Source organism: Rhodothermales bacterium (assembly GCA_034439735.1).
Lineage (GTDB): Bacteria > Bacteroidota > Rhodothermia > Rhodothermales > JAHQVL01 > JAWKNW01.
In genome coordinates this window covers 1-19,304 of sequence record JAWXAX010000081.1, presented here as the reverse complement: position 1 = coordinate 19,304, position 19,304 = coordinate 1, and the positions used below count along the sequence as shown (strand labels likewise).

Genomic DNA, 19,304 nt, shown 5'->3' with positions numbered 1-19,304 from the left:
TTCAGCGTCGCAGAAGCGTTCTCGCCAGTACGAGCCAGCCGGCGATAAACGCAACCCCACCAAGCGGGGTGACGATGCCCAACGCGGGCCAATCGAAGAGGACGAGTGCGAACAGACTGCCCGAGAACAGGGCCGAGCCGGCCAGGAAAAGGCGCGCGGTCCAGGTAAGTCCGGTACGCGGCATGGTGGTCATCATCCATCCGACCACGACAAGCGCCAGGCCGTGGTACATGAGGTACCGGGCCGCCGTCTCAAACGTCGCGAGCCGTTCCGGCGTCACGAGATCGCGCAAGCCATGAGCGCCGAAGGCGCCGGCCATCACGGCCACTCCAGCCAGGATCGCGCCTGTACCAGCATAGACTCGGGCCTCAGCAGGGATATCCATAACTATTCTCCGGAAAGGTCAACCAGGGCTCGGCCCATCGCAGACGCGATACGCCGTCAACCTCTCCAGCAAGCAACCGGATCCCAGTTTGTGAGCGACCAGTTGCTGAGCGACCAGTTGCTGAGTGACCTGGCTGTGTAGGCGCTGTCAATGAATAATGAGGAGCGGCTTACTCTCCTTGCGTGTCGGCGTGCTGATCTCATAGAAATACACTCCGCTCGACAGTCCATCGACGCCTAGTACGTGCTGGTGGGCCCCGGCCGTAGGAGCGCCGAGTGTTTCTTGGAGCACGCGACGGCCGCGGGCGTCGTAGACCGATAACGCCATAGTCTCGGACCGATCAACCGAGTACGTAATGGTTGTGTTCGAAACGGCAGGATTGGGGTAGGCAGAAATCAGGTTGAAGCCCGGAATCGTGTCCGACTCTTCTGTGCCGACCTGGACTGGGAGCGTTGTGCTTGAAGTATAGACTTTATCACCAAATCGACTCCCACTTGCATTTGAGGCCACGCCGGCCGCGTAGATGATCACATCCCCCGGATTCGTGTCCGGCGCCACCCAGCGCAAGGTCCAGGAGCCCGTATTGTTACTTTCGAGCACCTTGCTGTGCGTTATGTAATCCCCGATGGCGTCCGAGTATTCGGTATTCGGCGCGAGGAGGAGCCGGCCGGTGTTACCCGAGTTGCTGGCTTTCTTAACGGTCGCCTGGAAGCCAAAAACACTCAAGCCCGTTTCGGCGACGGTAACGGTGAACTCGACGGTATCTCCCGGCGCAAATGGGCCTGAAGTAGAGGCCGAAACAGTGACCGACCCCGGTCCGGAATTGGGTGTACCATCATCGTGACAACCACTTGTGGCGCAGGTGTCGTTACCGGGCGCCCCGGTTCGTCGGGCCTCAGCGCCGTCTTTGTCCGTATGTGCGACGAGCGGATAGAGGACAAACGCAGCGAGAGGAAGAAGGGCTATAAAACGTCGTTTCATGGCGTAGCAGCGGAAGATGGGGGGCCAGAAGCGATGGGATCGCCTCGCGTGGAGGGAACAGGCGAGGAGGGAGGGGTGAGCCCACTCCATTTACAAAACCCATACCATCCAGCCATCTCGCCGGCCAACGTCAATCCTCCTTACGCCGGATCAAATGTCTTCAACAGCGCGATCGCGGGGTGGTCGGCGTCATCCGGCACCCGTTCCATTGGCGCATCGCCCCACAGGCGCTCCAGATCGTAGAACGCACGTTTTTCAGGGTTAAAAACGTGTAGCACCATATCGACGTAGTCGAGTAATACCCATTGGAGGCCATTGGAGCCCTCCACATGCCAGGGGCGCTCGCCCGTGCCTTCTCGAATCGCATCCTCGATCGCATCCATGATCGCTTTGATCTGCATATCGGAGGTGCCGGTGCATACCACGAACAGATCGGCAATACCGCTCACCGCCCGCATATCCATCAAGACGATGTGCTCCCCTTTCTTCGACAGGATACCCTCTACGGCCAGCTCGGCGAGTTGGCGTACTGGCGCGTGCGTGGTTCGCTTCTTTTCAGGCGTGCGTTTGGGAAGTAGTTCGATCTTTTTAGCGGGCATAGGGGCGTTACTCTTGAAAAGGCTTCAGGGTCGCGTAATCGTTGCCAATGACGACACTGGCGTCTAGAAATTCTTCCGGGTTGATATCCTGGACGACCCGTTCCTCGGGGATGCCAATGGCCTGGGCGAGTTTCCGGGCGGCTTCGAGGTCTCCAACGCGGTCGTACACCATCGTGAACTCCTGGTCGAAATCGGGAGAGTCGCCCACTTCAACCACATCAAACCCGCGCCGGCGCAAATAGGTTGTCATCGTCGATGCCAGGCCCGACACCCCACACCCGTTTCGTACCTCTACCTGGAGTACCTGCCCGACAAAGTGGCCTGGATTGTCTTCCCGCGCCGGATCTGAAGCCGGGAACAGGAGCCTCGTAAGTAGCGAGAACAACAGGATCAGCACGGCCCCCCCCAACACGATGAGCGAGACGTTGAGGGCGCTCTGAGGAGGCCCGTTTGGATCCGGGGTGGTTGGTGTGATACCGGGTTCAGCCATCGAAACATACCCTGTGGAGCGAAGCTCGGACTGACCTTAGACGAACAAAACGCGGCATATCCGTCGCCGGATATGCCGCGCTTCTTCGAACAATCGATTCAGCATGAGCGCAGATCGTAAAAAGACCGCGCTTAACGTCCGTTGTCGTTCCAGAAAAGATCGTCCGACCCACGGTAGAAGCCCATCTGGCTTCTCGAACCGTACCCGTAAGGGTTGTAGTGGCCGTACGGGCTCCCGTACGATCCATACGGGTTCTGGCGGATCGAAAGGTGTAATTGAACATTCTCGGAGGGGCGATAGGCCACCTCGGCATTGCGGAGGAACACCCGGGCATCGCCGGACTGGCCTCCTCCAAATTGGCTGCTGTTGAGCGTGCCGGCGTTGGGCGAATAGGCCACGCTCATGTCCACCCGGGCGGCCAGCTTCGAACTGAACTGCCACATCATGCTATTGGTAAACATGCCCATCGACATCGTCTGGCCGCCGTACGATCCGGCAGAAAATTCGGCCGACTGGCTCATCCGAAAATGGGACTTGTCGAACAGTTGGTTCAGCGTAAATCCCGACTTATGCGTGTCGTACAGCCGCGTCGAGGCGCGCTGATCGAGCGCCGTCTCTCGCAACTGAGCTTGCGCCGGGGCGACAACGCCCAACAATACAATGAGGCAGGCAAGAGTGAGCAGGTTACGCATAGCAAGCTTTCCGCTTTACGTTGGGTTGGTGACGGGCTGTAGTATACGCTACGTTCCCATCGATTTCAACTACCGCACAGGGCCGCTTTTGTTCTCTCAGATGGCGTACGCGAATTTTCTGGCAACTTGCGCCCGTCTCCCCACAATCGGTAGTTTCGATACCGAGATTAAGCAGCGGCCTCCGGGACCGTCGTAAGCGCCTTTTCCTCGATACCGTTCACCAGGAACGAACGCGTAATCCCTTTTCGTATGGCGACCTCTCCGATCCTTATCGGCATCGAAACCTCGTGTGATGATACCGCCGCGGCCATTGTCGACGGGCCGACGCTCCTGAGCAGCGTGGTGTCCTCCCAGTGGGTCCACGCTCAATTTGGCGGAGTCGTGCCCGAGCTCGCGTCGCGCGCTCACCAGCAGCTGATCGTACCGATCGTGCAGGCAGCGATGGACGAGGCGGGGGTGCGGCCGGCAAACCTGGGCGCTGTCGCCGTGACCTATGGGCCGGGGCTGGCCGGCTCCCTACTGGTGGGGCTCAGTTTCGCCAAGACGCTGGCGCTCGGCCTGGGCATCCCGCTGATCGGTGTCAATCACCTGGAGGGTCATATCTATTCGGCCCGGATTACCCCCCCGGCCCCCCCGTTTCCTTACCTCTGTCTGATCGTCTCCGGTGGTCATACGCAACTGATGGTTGTCGAGGAAGGGTTTTCACACCGGATGCTCGGAAAGACACGCGACGACGCGGCCGGCGAAGCCTTCGACAAGGTGGCCAAACTGCTTGGCCTTGGTTATCCGGGCGGCCCTGAAATCGATCGCATCGCGCGCGATGGGGACCCCGCGTTCCATGCCTTTCCCAGGCCTCGGCTCGGGCGGTACGAATTCTCGTTTAGCGGACTCAAAACCTCGGTCCTGTATTTTCTGAACGCGTTTTCGCCGCAGGAGCGCGCCGTCTTCCTGGCCTCGCACCTGGCCGACCTGTGCGCGTCGTTTCAGCGCGCCATTGTCGACGTACTCATCGCCGCCGTCTGCGACGCGGTTGCCGAAACAGGAATACGCCACGTGGCGCTTGTGGGCGGCGTGTCGGCCAACAGCGCGTTGCGTGCAGCGGCGCACGAAGCCGCGGCGGTTCACGGTTTTTCGCTGTACATTCCTCCACTGGCGTATTGCATGGACAACGCGGCCATGATCGCGATTACGGGCTACTACAAGCATATCGCCGGCCTCCACAGCCCGCTCACCCTCACCGCTGCGCCCGATCTATCGGTCTGAGCGCATCCTTTGATCCCTCAGAAACTCATGGTTACCGAAACGGTGCAAGAGCTGCTGGCTCCCCTCGCCGGCGGACGCCCCGCGACGCCGCCATCCCCGACGATGGACGACATCGGGCCGTGGCGGGACTGCATCGACGCGCTGGACCGCGCCATCATGTGTCTGCTGAATGAGCGGGTCGTCTGTGCCAATGCGATCGGGCAGATTAAAAAAGTCCACGGTGCCGGCGTCTACGACCCCCGGCGCGAGGAACGTGTCATCCAGAATGTGCTTCAACACAACGCCGGTCCCCTGTCGAACGAGGCCGCGCGGCGCCTGTTCGAGCGTATCATAGACGAATCCCGAGCCCAGGAACGCCAACATTACCAGGAAAAACCCAACGTTGACGAGTGATGAGGAAGAAGCTGATGATTGCCCTGCTGTCGTTGACGATCCTGTTCGTCGCAGGCGCTGTGTGCGGCTACTGGGTCGTTTTCGGCTCGAATACGCCGGCGTTTGATGGCGAACGCAGCGTCAAGATCCCTCCAGGCGCGTCGTTCGCCGCCGCGCAGGATTCGCTCGTGGCGGCCGGCGTACTGGAACGGCCCTGGACGTTTAATCTCATGGCTACCGCCACGGGCTGGGGGGAACAGATCAAGGAGGGACACTACCTCTTCGAAGCCGGCCGCTCGAACCGCGACCTGCTGGATGTCCTCCGGCGCGGCCTCCAGGCGCCCGTACGCATCACCGTCCCCCCCGGTTCGCGCCCACAGGTCGTCGCCGAAGCGGTCGCCAGCCGGCTCTACTTCCCACCCGAGGACTTCCTCCAGGCCCTCCGCGATCCGGCCCTCGCCGCCGAACTGAATACGGACACCACGCGACTGTTCAGCTATATGCTGCCGGAAACCTACTTTGTCTACTGGCTTTCCGACGCCCGTTCGGTGGTCAAAAAAATCAAGGGGGAGTTCGACCAATTCGTCTCCGAGGAGATGCGTGCGGCGGCGGCTCGTCAGAAGTTATCGGTCGACGATGTGCTCACGGTAGCCTCGATCGTTGAATGGGAGACGAATCACGTGCCGGAAAAGCCTCGGGTCGCCGGTGTTTACCTGAATCGGCTCCGGCAGGGATGGCGGCTCGATGCGGACCCCACTATCCAGTACGCCCTGCTCCAGATCGAAGGCCAGCGGCGGCGGCTCTTTTTCAGGGACTATCAGCTCCATCATCCCTACAATACCTACACGTTTCGAGGCCTACCCCCGGGCCCGATCAATAACCCGTCACGCTCCTCCATCGAAGCAGTGATCGCTCCGGAAAGCCACGATTACATGTTCTTCGTAGCCCTCGGCGACGGAAGCCACGCCTTCACCCGCACCCTAGGCGAACATCGCCGCGCCTCGCAGAACTTCCATAATCTCATGCGCGAACGTCGACGCCAGCAGGCGCTCGAACAACAGGCGCTGGAAAGTACCGGTAAGTAAAAATGGTGACGGGTTGATCGCCTCTTCGCTTGAACAAAAAGCAAAGGCGATCAACCCGTCAAAAACTCCGACGAAGGCCTGCCTAGAGTAGGATGTTCAGCCCGACGAGGAACTGGTCGCGACGGACCGTCTCCTGGACGGAGTAGTCGACGAAGTCAGGCAGGTAGAGGTCGTCCTGACGCTCCTGCATCCACCCAAAATCGACCTCCAGCTTGTTGGAGAACCGATAGCCAAAGCCGGCCGAAATGTACGTCCTCGCGCGATCGACCGAGGTGGCCTCGTCGCTGCGGATGCCGGCGTCGATGGGGTCCGGATAAAAGGCGACGCCGCCGCGGACACGGAAATCCTCGAACTGGTATTCCAGACCCACACGGGTGTTGATCACGGGCTGGAAGTTGTCGCGGATGGATCGGTTCAGGTCGTCGAAGAAGTCCTGATCGGTCGCCGCGGCCATGTCGAGTTGCGACCAGTCGATGAATTCTACGTCGCCCATGATGTTGAAGCCGGAGTTCGAGTAACCCAGGCCGGCGCCAAACCGCCAGGGCGTGGTGATGTCATATTCGAAGGTGCCGCGACCGATATCGTCCGACTGGCCGCCGTACGAAAGGGTCGCGCCGTTATCGAAGTCGGTAGTGATGATTGTGTCGAAGTCCTCATCCACTCGATAAAAGGTCGGCGTCTCCAGGGTGAGGCCCACCCGCAGGCCGGCGCCGGCGTCGGCCGAAACGCCCATGCGCAGGTTGGCGCCGAGCAGCTCCGACTGAAACCGTTCGCCATACGCTACCCTATCGAAGCCGCGCAGTTCGCGGTCGCCATCGAAGACGATGTACAGATCTTCCGTGTTTTCGCCGTTGATGTCGAACTCCTCGAACACGCTATCGAACTCGTACGTACCGAAGGAGAAGTTCAGCCCGACGCCGACCATGACGCCCTTTGCCGCCTCCATGGCGCCGCCGAAGCTGAGTTCGCTAAGCCGGCCCTCCTGCAGGACATCGCCGGTTTGTTCGATCGTCGAACCCGGGTTGACAGCCTGGTAGAAGAGGTCGTTCGCGGTACCCACATTCTCACCGAGGAATTCGATGGCCCCTCCGAGATACGCGATCTCGGGGAGATCGGCGAAGAACCGCGGTGAGAACGAACCATCCGTATTCTCCTCCACCTCGAACTCATCCGAAAACGGCAGGAGGACATCCGTGATCGATCCGTCCGCGTTCAGGCCGGTGAACCCGAGCGATCGGTCGTACGACTGGGTCTGGTGGAACGAGGCGCCGATGACAAAGGAGCCCTGGCGGGTCGGCATCCGATAGAGGGCCGCGATGTTTCCGAGGCGCTGCTTGGTGAGGTCGTCTTCAAAGGCCGAATCGAACCCATCCCGATCCACGATCGATTCGTCTTTTGCGGAGAGGAAGTTCAGTCCGCCCGTGAATTGGGATTGGCGGAGCCAGCCCAGGCCGGCGGGGTTTGTGTAGAAAGCCGAAACGTCCCCGATGCCGCTGATGCCAGCGCCAGCGAGCCCGATCGAGCGAGCGCCGGTAGCCGGGCCGCGCTGGGTAAAGAGCAAGGCATCCTCCACCGTCTGCGCGGCCGCCGGCCGCGTGAAGCCTGCCAGCACACCCATCACGAAGACGGATAACGCGAGGACCGAAACGCGGCGCTGACGCCGCCCGCGCTGTATGGGAGTTGATACCATGGCGTGTACCATACGAATATCCAGGTTTATTACTTGAAATCGAGGGTGAGGTTCGGGTACAGGAAAGGCCCGCGCATCAGCACGGGCCTTTCCCGGCTCAACATTCGTTGATCGTTTGTATGTAACCGCGGATGCGTCGTGGGTCAGTTGTTGCGACCCCGCGATGAGCTCGAGGAGCTACCACGGCTGCCGCTGCTGCTGGAACCCGACGAAGATCGGCCGGCGGAGGACGACGAGCCCGAGGATGAGCGACTCGGCGAGGCGCTGGAGCCCGACGAAGAGCGACTCGGAGACGCGCTCGACCCCGACGAAGGCGAGCTCGAACGCGTGCTCGGAGACGCGCTCGACCCCGACGAAGGCGAACTCGAACGCGTGCTCGGAGACGCGCTCGACCCCGACGAAGACGACGGCCGTCTGTATTCATCGTTGCCGGTGCGTGTCGTGCCGCGCGTGGTACTCCGCGGGGGAGGCGCCGAAGAGCTGCCGTCATCCGAGCGGGTCGATCCGCTGGAGCGCGTCGGCGTGTTGCCGCTACCGGAGCGGGAGCTTGCGCCATTGGATACATCGCGGCCACCAGAAGAGCGAGTCGTCCCACGGGACGGCGGATTTTCGTCGTTTGTAGGGGTGGTTGTGCGCGATCCGCTGTCGCCCGAGCGGGTGGTCGTCCGTGAATCGGTGTCGCCCGAGCGGGTGGTCGTCCGTGAGTCCGTGTCGCCCGAGCGGGTAGTCGTCCGACCGGTCGGCGCGCTGTCGCCCGAGCGCGTAGTGGTGCGGGTGGACGCCCCGGTGCTGCCCGAGCGCGTGGTCGAACGAGTGGTCCCCTCGTCGTCGGTGCGCGTCGTTGTACGCGTGGTGCCCCGCGAGGTGGAGGTGCCGGCGCCGGAGCCACTGCGCGTCACCGAGCGGCGGCCCAGATCGTCGTTGCCATCGCGGAGGGCTCCGCGTCCCAGATCGCCCCGGAGGGTGCCCGACGTCGAACGCCGGCCACTGGTCAGCAGGCTACCACGTCCGCTCGTGGAACCGCGCGGCTCGTAGTTGCGACCGTCATTATACCCGTTCGAAGAGGGTCGGTGGTTGGCATAGTAGGGCGGGTAATATCCTCCCCAATAACCGCCATAATGCCCGCCCCAGCCGTACCGCGAATGGCCATAGCCGTAGCCATACCCATAGCCATTCCAGGGATCGTAATAGCCCGAGTACCATGGGTCATACGAGTACCACGGGTCATAATAGAATCCGGCACCAAAGGTATACCGCGGGCTGCGCCACGGATCGTTGTAGCCGCCGTACCAGGGTTCATAATAGAACCGACTGAAGTAGCGGCCATAATAGTCGGGCTCGTAGTAAGTATAGTAGTCGTCCTCATAGTAATGCCGCTCCACGACGGTACCGTCTTCATACTCCTCGACATCTACGCGCGTCGGGCGGCGCTCGTAATCGGCATAATCCGTGGCGGCCAGTTGCGTATAACAACCTGTAGTGCCCATCAGCAATACACCGAGAACGAAAAGCGCGGCGTAAGGCTTCAGCGCCAGATGGAGTGATGTGGGAACAGCTTTCATGACAACACCTTGGTCGTTTTGAGCGGCCGGCATGAAACCGCGGATGAATCCGCCGGCGTCACACCTGAACCAGGTACAGAGTAAGAACCAGCCTTGGGTGCGGGAGTTTCGATGCAACCCTCGCGCGCCTGCGCGGGAGCCGGCCCTCGCCGAAACACCGTACCCCCGAGCCTCGTTCTAGGGCGTCTTCGGGTGAACTGGCCTCCCCCGATTTGTGGATCGAGGATCGGTGAGGACGAAACCTACCTCTTTCTCCGACAAATACCAGGCCTATTCAAAAAAACCCGAATTTACGTATCTGGGCCCGGTTCTACGCCGGCGGATGTACTGGATTCACATCAACGAGTGTACACAATGGCTGACGTTATCACACCACGCACCGAGGACTACGCCCAGTGGTATGTCGACGTCGTTCGGCGCGCCAAACTCGCCGACTATTCTCCCGTTCGTGGCTCGATGATCATCCGCCCGAACGGTTACGCCGTGTGGGAGCGTCTGCGCGACGAGCTGGACCGGATGTTAAAGGACACGGGCCATGAAAACGCATACTTTCCGCTCTTTATCCCTCAGTCTTTTCTCGCTCGCGAGGCAAAACACGTCGAGGGCTTCGCGAAAGAATGCGCGGTCGTCACGCATTCGCGCCTGAAGATGTCGGACGATGGGCAGAGCCTGATCGTCGACCCCGACGCTGCGCTCGAAGAAAACCTCATCGTCCGCCCCACCAGCGAGACGATCATCTGGGACACGTATAGCAAGTGGATTCAGTCCTGGCGCGATCTCCCGATCCTGATCAACCAGTGGGCGAACGTCGTCCGTTGGGAAATGCGCACGCGTCTGTTCCTTCGGACGATGGAGTTTCTCTGGCAAGAGGGGCACACGGCGCACGCCACACGGGAGGAGGCCATGACCGAGACCCTCCTTATCCTGGACATCTACGCCCACCTGGCCGAGGAGTACATGGCGATGCCGGTGGTGAAGGGCATCAAGACAGTAAGCGAGCGTTTCGCCGGCGCCGAGGAGACGTTCTGCATCGAGGCGCTCATGCAAGACGGCAAGGCCCTCCAGGCCGGCACGAGCCACTTTCTCGGCCAGAACTTCGCCCGCGCCTTTAACTGCCAGTTCCAGAACCAGAATAACGAACTGGAATACGTCTGGGCGTCCTCCTGGGGCGTCTCGACCCGCCTCATCGGCGGCCTCATCCTTACGCACTCGGACGACCAGGGGCTGGTCCTACCCCCGAAGCTCGCGCCGACACAGGTGGTCATCGTCCCAATCCCCAAAAAGGGCCAGGAAGCAACCATCCTGGAGGCGGCCGAGCGGCTGGCTCGCACCCTCAAGGACGCCGGCGTCCGCGTCAAGCTGGACGCGAGCGAAGCCCAGCGCCCCGGCTGGAAGTTCAGCGAATATGAAGTCCAGGGCGTCCCCATACGCCTCGCCATCGGCGCGCGCGATGTGGAGAATGGCACGATCGAGATGGCGCGTCGCGACACGTTCGAAAAGACGTCGGTACCGCAGGACGCCCTCGCCGGCGTCGTCCGCGACACGCTGGATGCCATCCAGAAGAACCTGTTCGAACGCGCCCTGGCCTACCGGGCCAACCTCACCACGCGCGTCGATTCCCTTGAGGAGTTCACGGAGGTGCTCGAATCGAAGGGCGGCTTCCTGCTCGCCCACTGGGACGGCACCGCCGAAACGGAGGCGCGGATCAAGGAACAGACCAAAGCCACCATCCGCTGCATCCCGCTCGACCAGGAGCGGGAGCCAGGCCTAGACATGCTCACCGGGAAACCGTCGACCGGGCGGGTGCTGTTCGCGAAGGCGTATTAGCAGGCCGCCTATCTCCCCACCTTCAGCAACGTGCCGGCTTCAACAGCCGCACCGAATTCCACCCGATAGAGATATAGGCCGGCAGGCAGGTCGACACCCTCGAAGGGCACCTCGTGGCGTCCGGCGGGTAGAGACCGGGCCCACGGTGCACGGACGCGCCGGCCCAGGAGATCGTACACAGACAGGTGCACCTCAGTCGGATGGGCCAGTTCCAGCACGATCGTCGCCGTATCCACGAACGGATTGGGGTATGCGCCGGCCAGACGCGACGATTCCGGCCGCGACTCATCGTCGACCCCGGTGACGTTCGGGTCGTTGATGACGACGAGCGCCGTGGCGGACACGGTGCCGCCGGCATCTTCTACCCCCACCTCGTAACGACCGGGCGTCAACCCTGCGATGAACAGTCCGGTGCTGTCGATCTGCCCGCCGCCGGCGTTCCAGATCGGCGTGAATCTCAGCTCCGTCCCCACCGGGTCGAACCCGGCGGCGGTAAATATCACCGAGTCGCCCGGGGCAACCACCACGGAATCCGGGACGATAACGGCACGGACCAGTACCACATCCGCCGTGACGGGGACGCTCGTGATGACCAGATCCTCCAGGCTCTCATTAAAGACCGCGCACTGAATGACGGCCCCACCTTGAAGTCCGCTCAACAGGAGCGTGGGCGTTGTGGCGTCTGGAATGGCAATCCCGGCCCGATACCACTGGTAGGTATTGCCGGCTCCGCCGACATCCACCCGGATGCGCGTACCGGCCGGCATGACGTCGACCACCGGCGTCACCTGTTGTTGTGGCGCATAGAGCATGGCCGCGATGGGGGCGTTGGGTACCAGGTCCTCGAAAGTGAGCCGGTTGGAGCGCACATCGAGCACGGCTAGCCCGGTCATGCCGGTCAACACCGGGAGATCCTCAATGGCATTCCCAGCCATCGTGAGGCGAACGAGCTGCGAGAGGCTATTGAAGCCGGCCGGCACCGCGCCGTCCAGCCTGTTGTTATCCAGGGCGAGCACCTCCAGGCTGGCCTGTCGGGCCAGGCCTTCGGGGATGCGGCCGGTCAGTTCGTTGGTATCGAGAAATACCTGAAGTAGCGCCGGCAGATTGCCGAGCGACTCGGGGATCGGGCCCGAGAACGCGTTGGAGCCCAGGTCCAGTAGCTGGAGGTCGCGCAAGTCACCCATGGAAGCGGGGATAGGGCCCTCGAACTGGTTCTGCCACAGACTCAGCACCTGGAGGGACTCCGCCCGGCCGAGGCGATCTGGCAGGAATCCCGAAAACACGTTCAGCCCCAGATTGAGCCAGTTGAGGAGGGGGAAGTCGCCCATCCAATCGGGAATCGGACCGCTGAGGCGGTTGTCCGCCATACCCAACTGGGTAAGCAGACGCATGCCGGCCAGGTTGTCCGGGATGAGCCCCGTAAAGGCGTTTTCGTCGAGGAATAGATACCGCAGCCGCTGGGCAAAACCCAGTTCCGCCGGCAGGTCGCCCGAGAGCTGATTGTCGCTGACGTCGAGTAACTCCAGGAGCCCGAGGCTTCCCAGTGAGGCCGGCAGGGTCCCCGTGAAGGCATTGCCACGCAGTACGAGCTCCCGGATGTTCAGGTTAAAAAAGCCGATGTCGGCCGGGATCTCGCCGGTGAGCCCGTTTTCCTCCAGATGGAGACGGGTGAGGCCCGGCAGGTCGTACAACGAAAGCGAGAGCGGCCCTTCGATTCCGGTGTTGCCCATATACAGCGCATTCAGGCTCTGCATGGCATAAACAGCACCTGGAAACGTCCCGTTAAGGGCTACATTGGGAATCGAAAAAACGGTAAGATCCACCAACTGCTCAAACGATGCGGGGAGGGGGCCTTCCAGCGGGTTGTTACCCAGGAATAACGACTGGAGTGCCGTGAGTTGTCCCAGGGTTTCGGGAATGGGCCCGCTCAACGCATTGGTGTCGAGGAACAGTTCGGTAAGCTGCTCGAGCTGCCCGAGCGATGCCGGGATGGCGCCGGCGAATTCATTTTGATCGAGATACAATATGCGTAGGCGCTCCAGCTGGCTCAGGGACTCGGGGATCGAGCCGCTGAAGGCATTGCCGAACAGCCATAATTCTTCCAGAGCCGTCAGGCTCCCCAGGGCGTCCGGCAGCGGGCCGCTCAGGGCATTCTGCCAGAGGCGCAGGTCGACCAGCGCCTGCAACTCCCCGATTTCCACGGGGATAGATCCGGAGAGCGTGTTCGCGGAGAGGTCGAGCACCCGGAGCGAATCCAACCCGGCCAGGCCGGCGGGCAGCGAACCCGTCAGGGTATTGGCGGACAGCACGACCTCCGTCACGCGCCCGGCCGGAGACACGCTGACCCCTGCCCACTCGGCCACGGGCGCGGCGAGCCATCCCGTCCGCTCCGTCCAGTTCGGCCCGCCGGTAGATTCATATAGCGCCACCAGAGCCAGCGAATCGCCGGCGTCCGCCGACGCCATCGAGGAATGCGTCGCGCTGGCCGGCACGAGCCGGCGATCGTCTCCCGGGCGCCCCGCCGAGGATTCGAACGCGCGCACCCGGCTCACCCGTCCGTCGGGCATAATGAACCGCAGCGTGGCCGACGGATCGGCGCCCGGGCGCACGGGTTGCGCGACGGAGGGGAGCGGACAGAGGAGCGGGAGCCCACACAGGAGGGCAACGACGTAAACGGAGCGGGACATGGCGTGCTGGAAATAGAAGACGGAGCGGCAAAGCGAAGCACAAGATCCGTCCCCGCAAGCCGAGAGGCAAGCGGGCTATATGCGCCGACTTCCGCCGGCCATCACTCCGAGCACTGGAAGTGGATGGCTTCGCGGCCTTCTTCGCCGATGTCCTGGCCGAGCATGATGAGGCCTTCGTTACGCAGGTGGATCTGTTCGCGGTGCAGGAATACCTTTTCTTCGTTGCGAATCTGCAGGAATGTGCCGTTTGTGCTTCGGTCGATCAGGATAAACTTGCCGCCCTGGTATTCGATGCTGGCGTGGGTCCGGGAGACACTCTGGTCAGGCACGACGAGGTCGTTTTTTTCGCCGCGCCCCATCATAAAAGGGGGCCGGCCCTTCTCGAACTTGTAGTCTTGTTCGGCATACCGAATGTACAGGCGCGCCTTGGGGGTACGGGCGCCCATCGAGAGCTGGCCGTGCATGATGGTGAGTTCCGTGGCGTCCGGCTGCCAGAGCACCTCGTAGATTTCCATCTCCGACTTCTTCCCGCGCACGTGGGCCACCCCGAGCCCACGCAGGTTCGAGTGCTGGTAGCTGGGCAGCATGTCCACGGTGATTCGGGTTGTGATGATCTGGTCCGGACGCGCCAGCTGAACCATCCGCGCCGCCACGTTCACGGCATCGCCGTAGACGTCGTAGTCGTCGCTGAGTACATCGCCAAAGTGCAGGCCGATCCGCAAAGCCACGCCAATTTCCGCCAGTTCCGGATCCTCGACGACTGCTTGAGGCATACGTGTCGTAGCCCCGACGGCCTGTTCGATCCGATCGAACGTGCACATCACTTCGTCGCCGATCGTCTTGATCACCCGCCCTTCATGCTCCGTCGTCACGGAGGATAGGATGCCCAGCGTGCGCGCGACAATCTCGCGGGCCCGTTCGTTGCCAAACATCTCGAATAGCTGGGTGCTTTTGCTGATGTCGGCAAATACGATCGCGAGCGTGGTTCTCTGATACGACATCGATTGCGTGGTAGCCGAAGGAACGCGCTGGTGTGACCGGATAGCGCCGTGTCGCATCTCCTGAACGTTGCGTTGTAGGTCTGGTTTCTGCGTGGTTCCGGTCAGCATACAGGCGTGCAAAATAGACAACCCGCAGCTCTGTTGCTATATCGGGTTTTGCTGGCAAGGGGGTGCGTTTGCGGTCGTTCCATCAAAGCACGTTCTCATACGACGCCGGCTTCACGCAGAGGCGGCTTCGAGGGCGCGGAGCACTTCCATGGACTCCTGCGCTATGACGACGCCGCCGGGCGTGAAATCGAAAATCTCGAGCGAGATCCATTTGTCGTATCCCAGCTGGCGCAGCGCGCGGAAGCTATCGACATACGCGTCCCGAGCGGTGCCTGTGCCGAGGTGCCGGCCGTCCATCTCCTGGATTTGTACGTGTTCGATGCGGTCAAAGTGGGTCCGGATGAGGGACTCGAGCGTCTCGGTCTCGTCGAGTGTGTTGTGGTAATCGAACATCGTGCCGACCGCCGGCTTATCCACCGCGCGGACGATTTCTACCGATTCGGCCATGGTGTTCACCACATCGGTCTGGGAGGAGTCGAGGGTTTCGACGAGGATCTTGACCTCGCGCGCGCCGGCGTGGTCGGCCACGCGGGTCAGGCCCTCGATAAAGTGCTGTTTGGCCTCGGCGACCGATATGCCCTGTGTGTTGCGCTGGTTCGGCGATCCAAAAATCAGGACACGACCGCCCAGATCGGCGCAGAAATCGACCAGATCCGCCAGATACTGAACGGTAGCCGCCCGGACGACGGGGTCGGGCGTGGTGAAGTGCAGGCCCTGCGGCGGCGGGGCGAGTAGCCAGTGTAGCCCCACGCACTCGAGCCCGTAATCGCCCATCACACGCACCAGCTCTTGCCGCTGCGCCGGCCCCAGTTCGTTCACGCTCTCCCGCACCAGGGTAAACGGAGCGATCTCGACGCCGGTATAGCCGGCATCCGACATGATGCGGCATTGCTCGGACCACGGCAATTCTTGCATACATTCGTTGCACATCGCGTACTTGAATCCCGTCCATACCCGGCCGCCGGCCGCCTGCTCCGTGCCCGCCTGCCCGCCGCACTGCACTGACAGGCCCGCAAAGGCGGCAAGCGAGAGGGTCCGGCCGGTGGTCTTGAGGAAGTGTCTGCGTGATACAGGGTGCATGGCCACCGTACAGGTTGATGCGTAAACCGATGCCCGCCCGTTGCCGAGCGATGGGTAACCAAGATATTAAATTAGATGCGAGGAGGCGACTACCGCCGGCCACGGCGTGTCTATCTTGATTGCATCCCCCCTGGAACCTACCATACGGCCGCGTCCTCTTTCATCCCCGCACTCAGGCCATGGCTATCCCACGCACAGAAATTCTCAACCGGCTACGCGCACTGGTTGACGCAAAACGTCCGATCGTCGGCGGCGGCGCCGGGACGGGCATCAGCGCAAAATTCGAGGAAGAGGGCGGCATCGACCTCATCGTGATCTACAACTCCGGCCGATTCCGCATGGCCGGACGCGGCTCCCTCGCCGGCCTGATGCCCTATGGCGACGCCAACGCTATCGTGATGGACATGGCGCGTGAGGTGGTCACGGTCGTCAAACGCACGCCCGTGCTCGCCGGCGTCTGCGGGACCGATCCCTTCCGCGACATGGGCTTATTTCTGGAAGAGGTCAAACGCATCGGCTTCTCCGGCGTCCAGAATTTCCCGACCGTCGGCCTGATCGACGGCCTCTTCCGCGCCAACCTGGAAGAAACCGGGATGGGATACGACCGTGAGATCGCGATGATCGGCCTTGCCCACCGGATGGATCTCCTCACGACGCCCTACGCGTTCACGCCGGCCGAAGCCGAACAAATGACGGCCGCCGGCGCCGACATCGTCGTGGCTCATATGGGACTCACCACCAGCGGCTCCATCGGCGCCGCCACGGCTAAAACGTTGGAAGACAGCGTCTCCGCCGTCCAGGAGATCGCGGATGCCGCACGCAGCGTCCGCTCCAATGTCATCGTCCTCTGCCACGGAGGCCCCATCGCCATGCCCGAGGACGCCGCCTATGTCCTGAGCCGGACCAAAAACGTCCACGGATTCTACGGCGCCTCCAGCATGGAACGCCTCCCCGTGGAAGTGGCCATGACCGAACAGGTGCGGGCGTTTAAGGCCATTCGGATGGGGTAGCCCCCTCAAATCACGCCGTGTTGCTTTCCCACCTTTGCAAACGCCGCGACCGCCTGGTCCAGGTGCTCCCGTGTGTGGGCCGCGGAGACCTGGACGCGGATGCGGGCCTGACCCTGCGGGACGACCGGATAGCTGAATCCGATCACGTAGATCCCCTCCCCGAGCAGATCCGCCGCCATGTTCTGGGCGAGGCGGGCATCGTAGAGCATGATCGGGACGATGGGATGGATGCCCGGCTTGATGTCGAAGCCCTGCGCCGTCATCTGCTCGCGGAAGTAGGCGGTGTTTTCGGCCAGTCGATCCCGCAGCGCCGTGGTATGGACCAGCATTTCCAGGACGCGCAGGCTGGCGGCCACAACCGCCGGCGCCAGCGTATTCGAAAATAGATAGGGCCGTGAGCGCTGACGCAACAGATCGACGATTTCGCGGCGCCCGCTCGTGAACCCGCCCGTGCCGCCGCCCAGCGCCTTGCCCAGCGTGCTCGTGATCACATCCACCCGCCCCATCACCCCGCAGTGCTCGATGGAACCGCGACCGGTTTTTCCCATGAAACCCGTCGCGTGGCTATCGTCCACCATCACCATGGCGTCGTATCGTTCGCCCAGGTCGCAGATCGCAGCCAGCTTCGCGATCGACCCATCCATGCTGAACACGCCATCGGTTGCGATCATGCGCCGCTTCGCGCCCTGTGTGTCCTGCAGATGACGCTCCAGCTCGTTCATGTCCCCATTCGCATACCGATACCGCTGCGCCTTGCAGAGACGGACGCCGTCGATGATGCTGGCGTGGTTCAGCTGGTCGCTGATGATGGCGCAATCGGCATCCAGCAGCGCCTCGAACAGGCCGGCGTTGGCATCGAAGCACGACGAATACAGGATCGTATCCTCGGTGCGAAGGAACGCCGAGATGCGTTCCTCGAGCTGCTTGTGGATCGACTGCGTGCCGCAAATGAACCGTACAGAGGCCATCCCGAATCCATAGGCGTCCAGGCCGGCTTTTGCCGCCGCGATCAGGTCCGGATGATTGGCCAGCCCCAGGTAGTTGTTTGCGCAGAAGTTGAGGACCTCCTCGCCGGACTGGATGCCGATCTCGGCCGACTGCGGGGTGGTGATAACGCGCTCTGCCTTGTAGAGGCCGGCCTCGCGGATGGTGTCCAGCTCGGCGCGAAACTGTTCGATGGCTGTTTCGATCATGGGGATAAAGGCGTAACCAGGGACTGAAACCACGAAACGACAGATCGCAGACCCGTCGCCCATACCTGCAAAAAAGGATGCTTACACCCGAACCGTCAAGTTATCCAGCATATCGTCGACCATGGCGTCGAGGCCGTACCGATGATTCCATCCCCATTCCTTACGGGCGAACGAGTCATCGATCGTCTGGGGCCAGGAGTCGGCGATCTGCTGGCGGTGGTCCGGCGCATAGATGGGTACAAAACCCGGCGCCTGCCGGCGGATCGACGCCCCCAGTTCATCGGGTGAAAAACTGATGGCGGCGAGATTGTAGCTGGACCGGATCGTGATCGCCGCGACCGGCGCCTCCATGATGTCCAGCGTAGCATCGATGGCATCCGGCATGTACATCATAGGAAGACGGCTGTCCGGACGCAAGAAACAGGTGTACCCCGAGCCGGCCGCCGCCGCGCGCAACATGTCGATCGCATAATCGGTCGTTCCTCCGCCAGGCTCGACGGCATAACTGATGATGCCGGGGTAACGGATGCTCCGCACGTCGATACCGTACCTCCGCGCATAATACTGGCACAGCATCTCGCCGGCGCGCTTCGTCACGCCGTACATCGTGGTAGGTTCGATAACGGTATACTGCGGGGTGTCGATCTTCGGGGTCGCGGGGCCAAACACGGCGATCGAACTGGGCCAGAAGAGCTGAAACGGCCGGCTCCGCGCGATATCGAGGATATTTTTTAAGCCCTGCAGATTCACCTCCCACGCGAGATCCGGGTTCGCCTCGCCGGTGACGGAGAGCAGGCTGGCCAGGTGGTACACCCCATCGATCCCCTCCTCGTCGATCACCCGCTCCATGCGCACCCGGTCGCGCACATCCAGCACTACATGCCGGCCGTCGGCGGCGTCGCCCACCGCCGGATTCAGATCCGACCCCAGCACCGCGGATGGTCCGTGCTTCGCGCGTAATCGGCGGACGAGTTCTCCGCCGATCTGACCGTTCGCGCCCGTAACCAGTATCCGTCGCATCGATTCGTTCGTGCCCCGTTTCTGTTGAAATATCAGGCCATTTCAACACAGTCCCGGACGAAGGTTCCGCACGTTTTAGTAGCCGGTGGACTGTACCCCCACGTCATGCAACTTGTTGACGATCACCGGTTCGGACGCCCCCTCCGGAGCGGCCGCGGCAGCCGGCGCCGGCGCTACTTTCTTCCGCGTCGAGACGCGTACCGCGGTGTCTTTAAGCGCCAGCCCGATCCGGTTCATCCCGTCGAGCGCGGCGATTTTG

At 62.1% G+C, this 19,304-nt stretch carries 19 protein-coding genes; 7 read left to right on the top strand and 12 right to left on the bottom strand.

Annotated elements, in window-relative coordinates; genetic code table 11:
* Window position 1: 1 nt before the first annotated feature.
* The 5 genes from SH809_06675 to SH809_06655 all read right to left on the bottom strand — a co-directional run bounded on the left by SH809_06675 (window position 2) and on the right by SH809_06655 (window position 3,147).
* On the bottom strand, window positions 2-385 hold the full coding sequence (locus SH809_06675) for a DUF423 domain-containing protein (protein MDZ4699370.1): 384 nt from the start codon (window positions 383-385) through the stop codon (window positions 2-4).
* Between the two features lie 147 nt (window positions 386-532).
* Entirely contained in the window at window positions 533-1,366 is an 834-nt protein-coding gene (locus SH809_06670; GenBank protein MDZ4699369.1) for a choice-of-anchor V domain-containing protein, read from the bottom strand.
* 140 nt (window positions 1,367-1,506) lie between these two features.
* Entirely contained in the window at window positions 1,507-1,965 is a 459-nt protein-coding gene (gene rsfS / locus SH809_06665) for a ribosome silencing factor (protein MDZ4699368.1), read from the bottom strand.
* 7 nt (window positions 1,966-1,972) lie between these two features.
* Window positions 1,973-2,455 carry a LytR C-terminal domain-containing protein gene (locus SH809_06660; protein MDZ4699367.1) on the bottom strand — a complete coding sequence of 161 codons (483 nt, stop codon included), beginning with the start codon at window positions 2,453-2,455 and terminating at the stop codon, window positions 1,973-1,975.
* A gap of 131 nt (window positions 2,456-2,586) precedes the next feature.
* On the bottom strand, window positions 2,587-3,147 hold the full coding sequence (locus tag SH809_06655; protein ID MDZ4699366.1) for a hypothetical protein: 561 nt from the start codon (window positions 3,145-3,147) through the stop codon (window positions 2,587-2,589).
* A gap of 249 nt (window positions 3,148-3,396) precedes the next feature.
* Between SH809_06655 and tsaD the strand changes: the two genes are divergently transcribed.
* The 3 genes from tsaD to mltG are packed head-to-tail and all read left to right on the top strand — an operon-like array spanning window position 3,397 to window position 5,867.
* Window positions 3,397-4,410 (top strand): tRNA (adenosine(37)-N6)-threonylcarbamoyltransferase complex transferase subunit TsaD, encoded by a 1,014-nt coding sequence (tsaD, locus tag SH809_06650; protein MDZ4699365.1) that lies wholly within the window; start codon window positions 3,397-3,399, stop codon window positions 4,408-4,410.
* A 27-nt stretch (window positions 4,411-4,437) separates the two neighbouring features.
* Window positions 4,438-4,803, top strand: coding sequence for a chorismate mutase (locus SH809_06645; protein MDZ4699364.1), 366 nt, complete (start codon window positions 4,438-4,440; stop codon window positions 4,801-4,803).
* Entirely contained in the window at window positions 4,803-5,867 is a 1,065-nt protein-coding gene (gene mltG, locus SH809_06640; GenBank protein ID MDZ4699363.1) for an endolytic transglycosylase MltG, read from the top strand. The genes SH809_06645 and mltG overlap by 1 nt, the downstream gene beginning before the upstream one ends.
* A gap of 82 nt (window positions 5,868-5,949) precedes the next feature.
* Here mltG and SH809_06635 read toward each other — a convergent pair whose 3' ends face one another.
* Window positions 5,950-7,557 carry an outer membrane protein transport protein gene (locus SH809_06635; protein MDZ4699362.1) on the bottom strand — a complete coding sequence of 536 codons (1,608 nt, stop codon included), beginning with the start codon at window positions 7,555-7,557 and terminating at the stop codon, window positions 5,950-5,952.
* Window positions 7,558-7,695: 138 nt separating this feature from the next.
* Between SH809_06635 and SH809_06630 the strand changes: the two genes are divergently transcribed.
* From SH809_06630 to proS, 3 genes are all read left to right on the top strand, one after another.
* Complete coding sequence (locus SH809_06630) at window positions 7,696-8,592, top strand: hypothetical protein (GenBank protein ID MDZ4699361.1); 897 nt, start codon at window positions 7,696-7,698, stop codon at window positions 8,590-8,592.
* A gap of 107 nt (window positions 8,593-8,699) precedes the next feature.
* Window positions 8,700-9,101, top strand: coding sequence for a hypothetical protein (locus tag SH809_06625; GenBank protein MDZ4699360.1), 402 nt, complete (start codon window positions 8,700-8,702; stop codon window positions 9,099-9,101).
* A gap of 372 nt (window positions 9,102-9,473) precedes the next feature.
* Complete coding sequence (gene proS, locus SH809_06620; GenBank protein MDZ4699359.1) at window positions 9,474-10,946, top strand: proline--tRNA ligase; 1,473 nt, start codon at window positions 9,474-9,476, stop codon at window positions 10,944-10,946.
* Between the two features lie 8 nt (window positions 10,947-10,954).
* On the opposite strand, the gene SH809_06615 is transcribed toward proS, so the two are convergent.
* The 3 genes from SH809_06615 to SH809_06605 all read right to left on the bottom strand — a co-directional run bounded on the left by SH809_06615 (window position 10,955) and on the right by SH809_06605 (window position 15,822).
* Window positions 10,955-13,633: a T9SS type A sorting domain-containing protein gene (locus tag SH809_06615; GenBank protein ID MDZ4699358.1), complete on the bottom strand. Its 2,679-nt coding sequence runs from the start codon at window positions 13,631-13,633 to the stop codon at window positions 10,955-10,957.
* Between the two features lie 101 nt (window positions 13,634-13,734).
* Entirely contained in the window at window positions 13,735-14,634 is a 900-nt protein-coding gene (locus SH809_06610; protein MDZ4699357.1) for an adenylate/guanylate cyclase domain-containing protein, read from the bottom strand.
* A gap of 219 nt (window positions 14,635-14,853) precedes the next feature.
* Complete coding sequence (locus tag SH809_06605; protein ID MDZ4699356.1) at window positions 14,854-15,822, bottom strand: sugar phosphate isomerase/epimerase family protein; 969 nt, start codon at window positions 15,820-15,822, stop codon at window positions 14,854-14,856.
* Between the two features lie 179 nt (window positions 15,823-16,001).
* Between SH809_06605 and SH809_06600 the strand changes: the two genes are divergently transcribed.
* Window positions 16,002-16,832 (top strand): phosphoenolpyruvate hydrolase family protein, encoded by an 831-nt coding sequence (locus SH809_06600; GenBank protein ID MDZ4699355.1) that lies wholly within the window; start codon window positions 16,002-16,004, stop codon window positions 16,830-16,832.
* A 5-nt stretch (window positions 16,833-16,837) separates the two neighbouring features.
* Here SH809_06600 and kbl read toward each other — a convergent pair whose 3' ends face one another.
* From kbl to SH809_06585, 3 genes are all read right to left on the bottom strand, one after another.
* Entirely contained in the window at window positions 16,838-18,025 is a 1,188-nt protein-coding gene (gene kbl / locus SH809_06595) for a glycine C-acetyltransferase (GenBank protein ID MDZ4699354.1), read from the bottom strand.
* Between the two features lie 81 nt (window positions 18,026-18,106).
* Window positions 18,107-19,045: an NAD-dependent epimerase/dehydratase family protein gene (locus tag SH809_06590; protein ID MDZ4699353.1), complete on the bottom strand. Its 939-nt coding sequence runs from the start codon at window positions 19,043-19,045 to the stop codon at window positions 18,107-18,109.
* A 75-nt stretch (window positions 19,046-19,120) separates the two neighbouring features.
* A partial coding sequence (locus SH809_06585) for a hypothetical protein (protein ID MDZ4699352.1) occupies window positions 19,121-19,304 on the bottom strand: 184 nt, incomplete at its 5' end.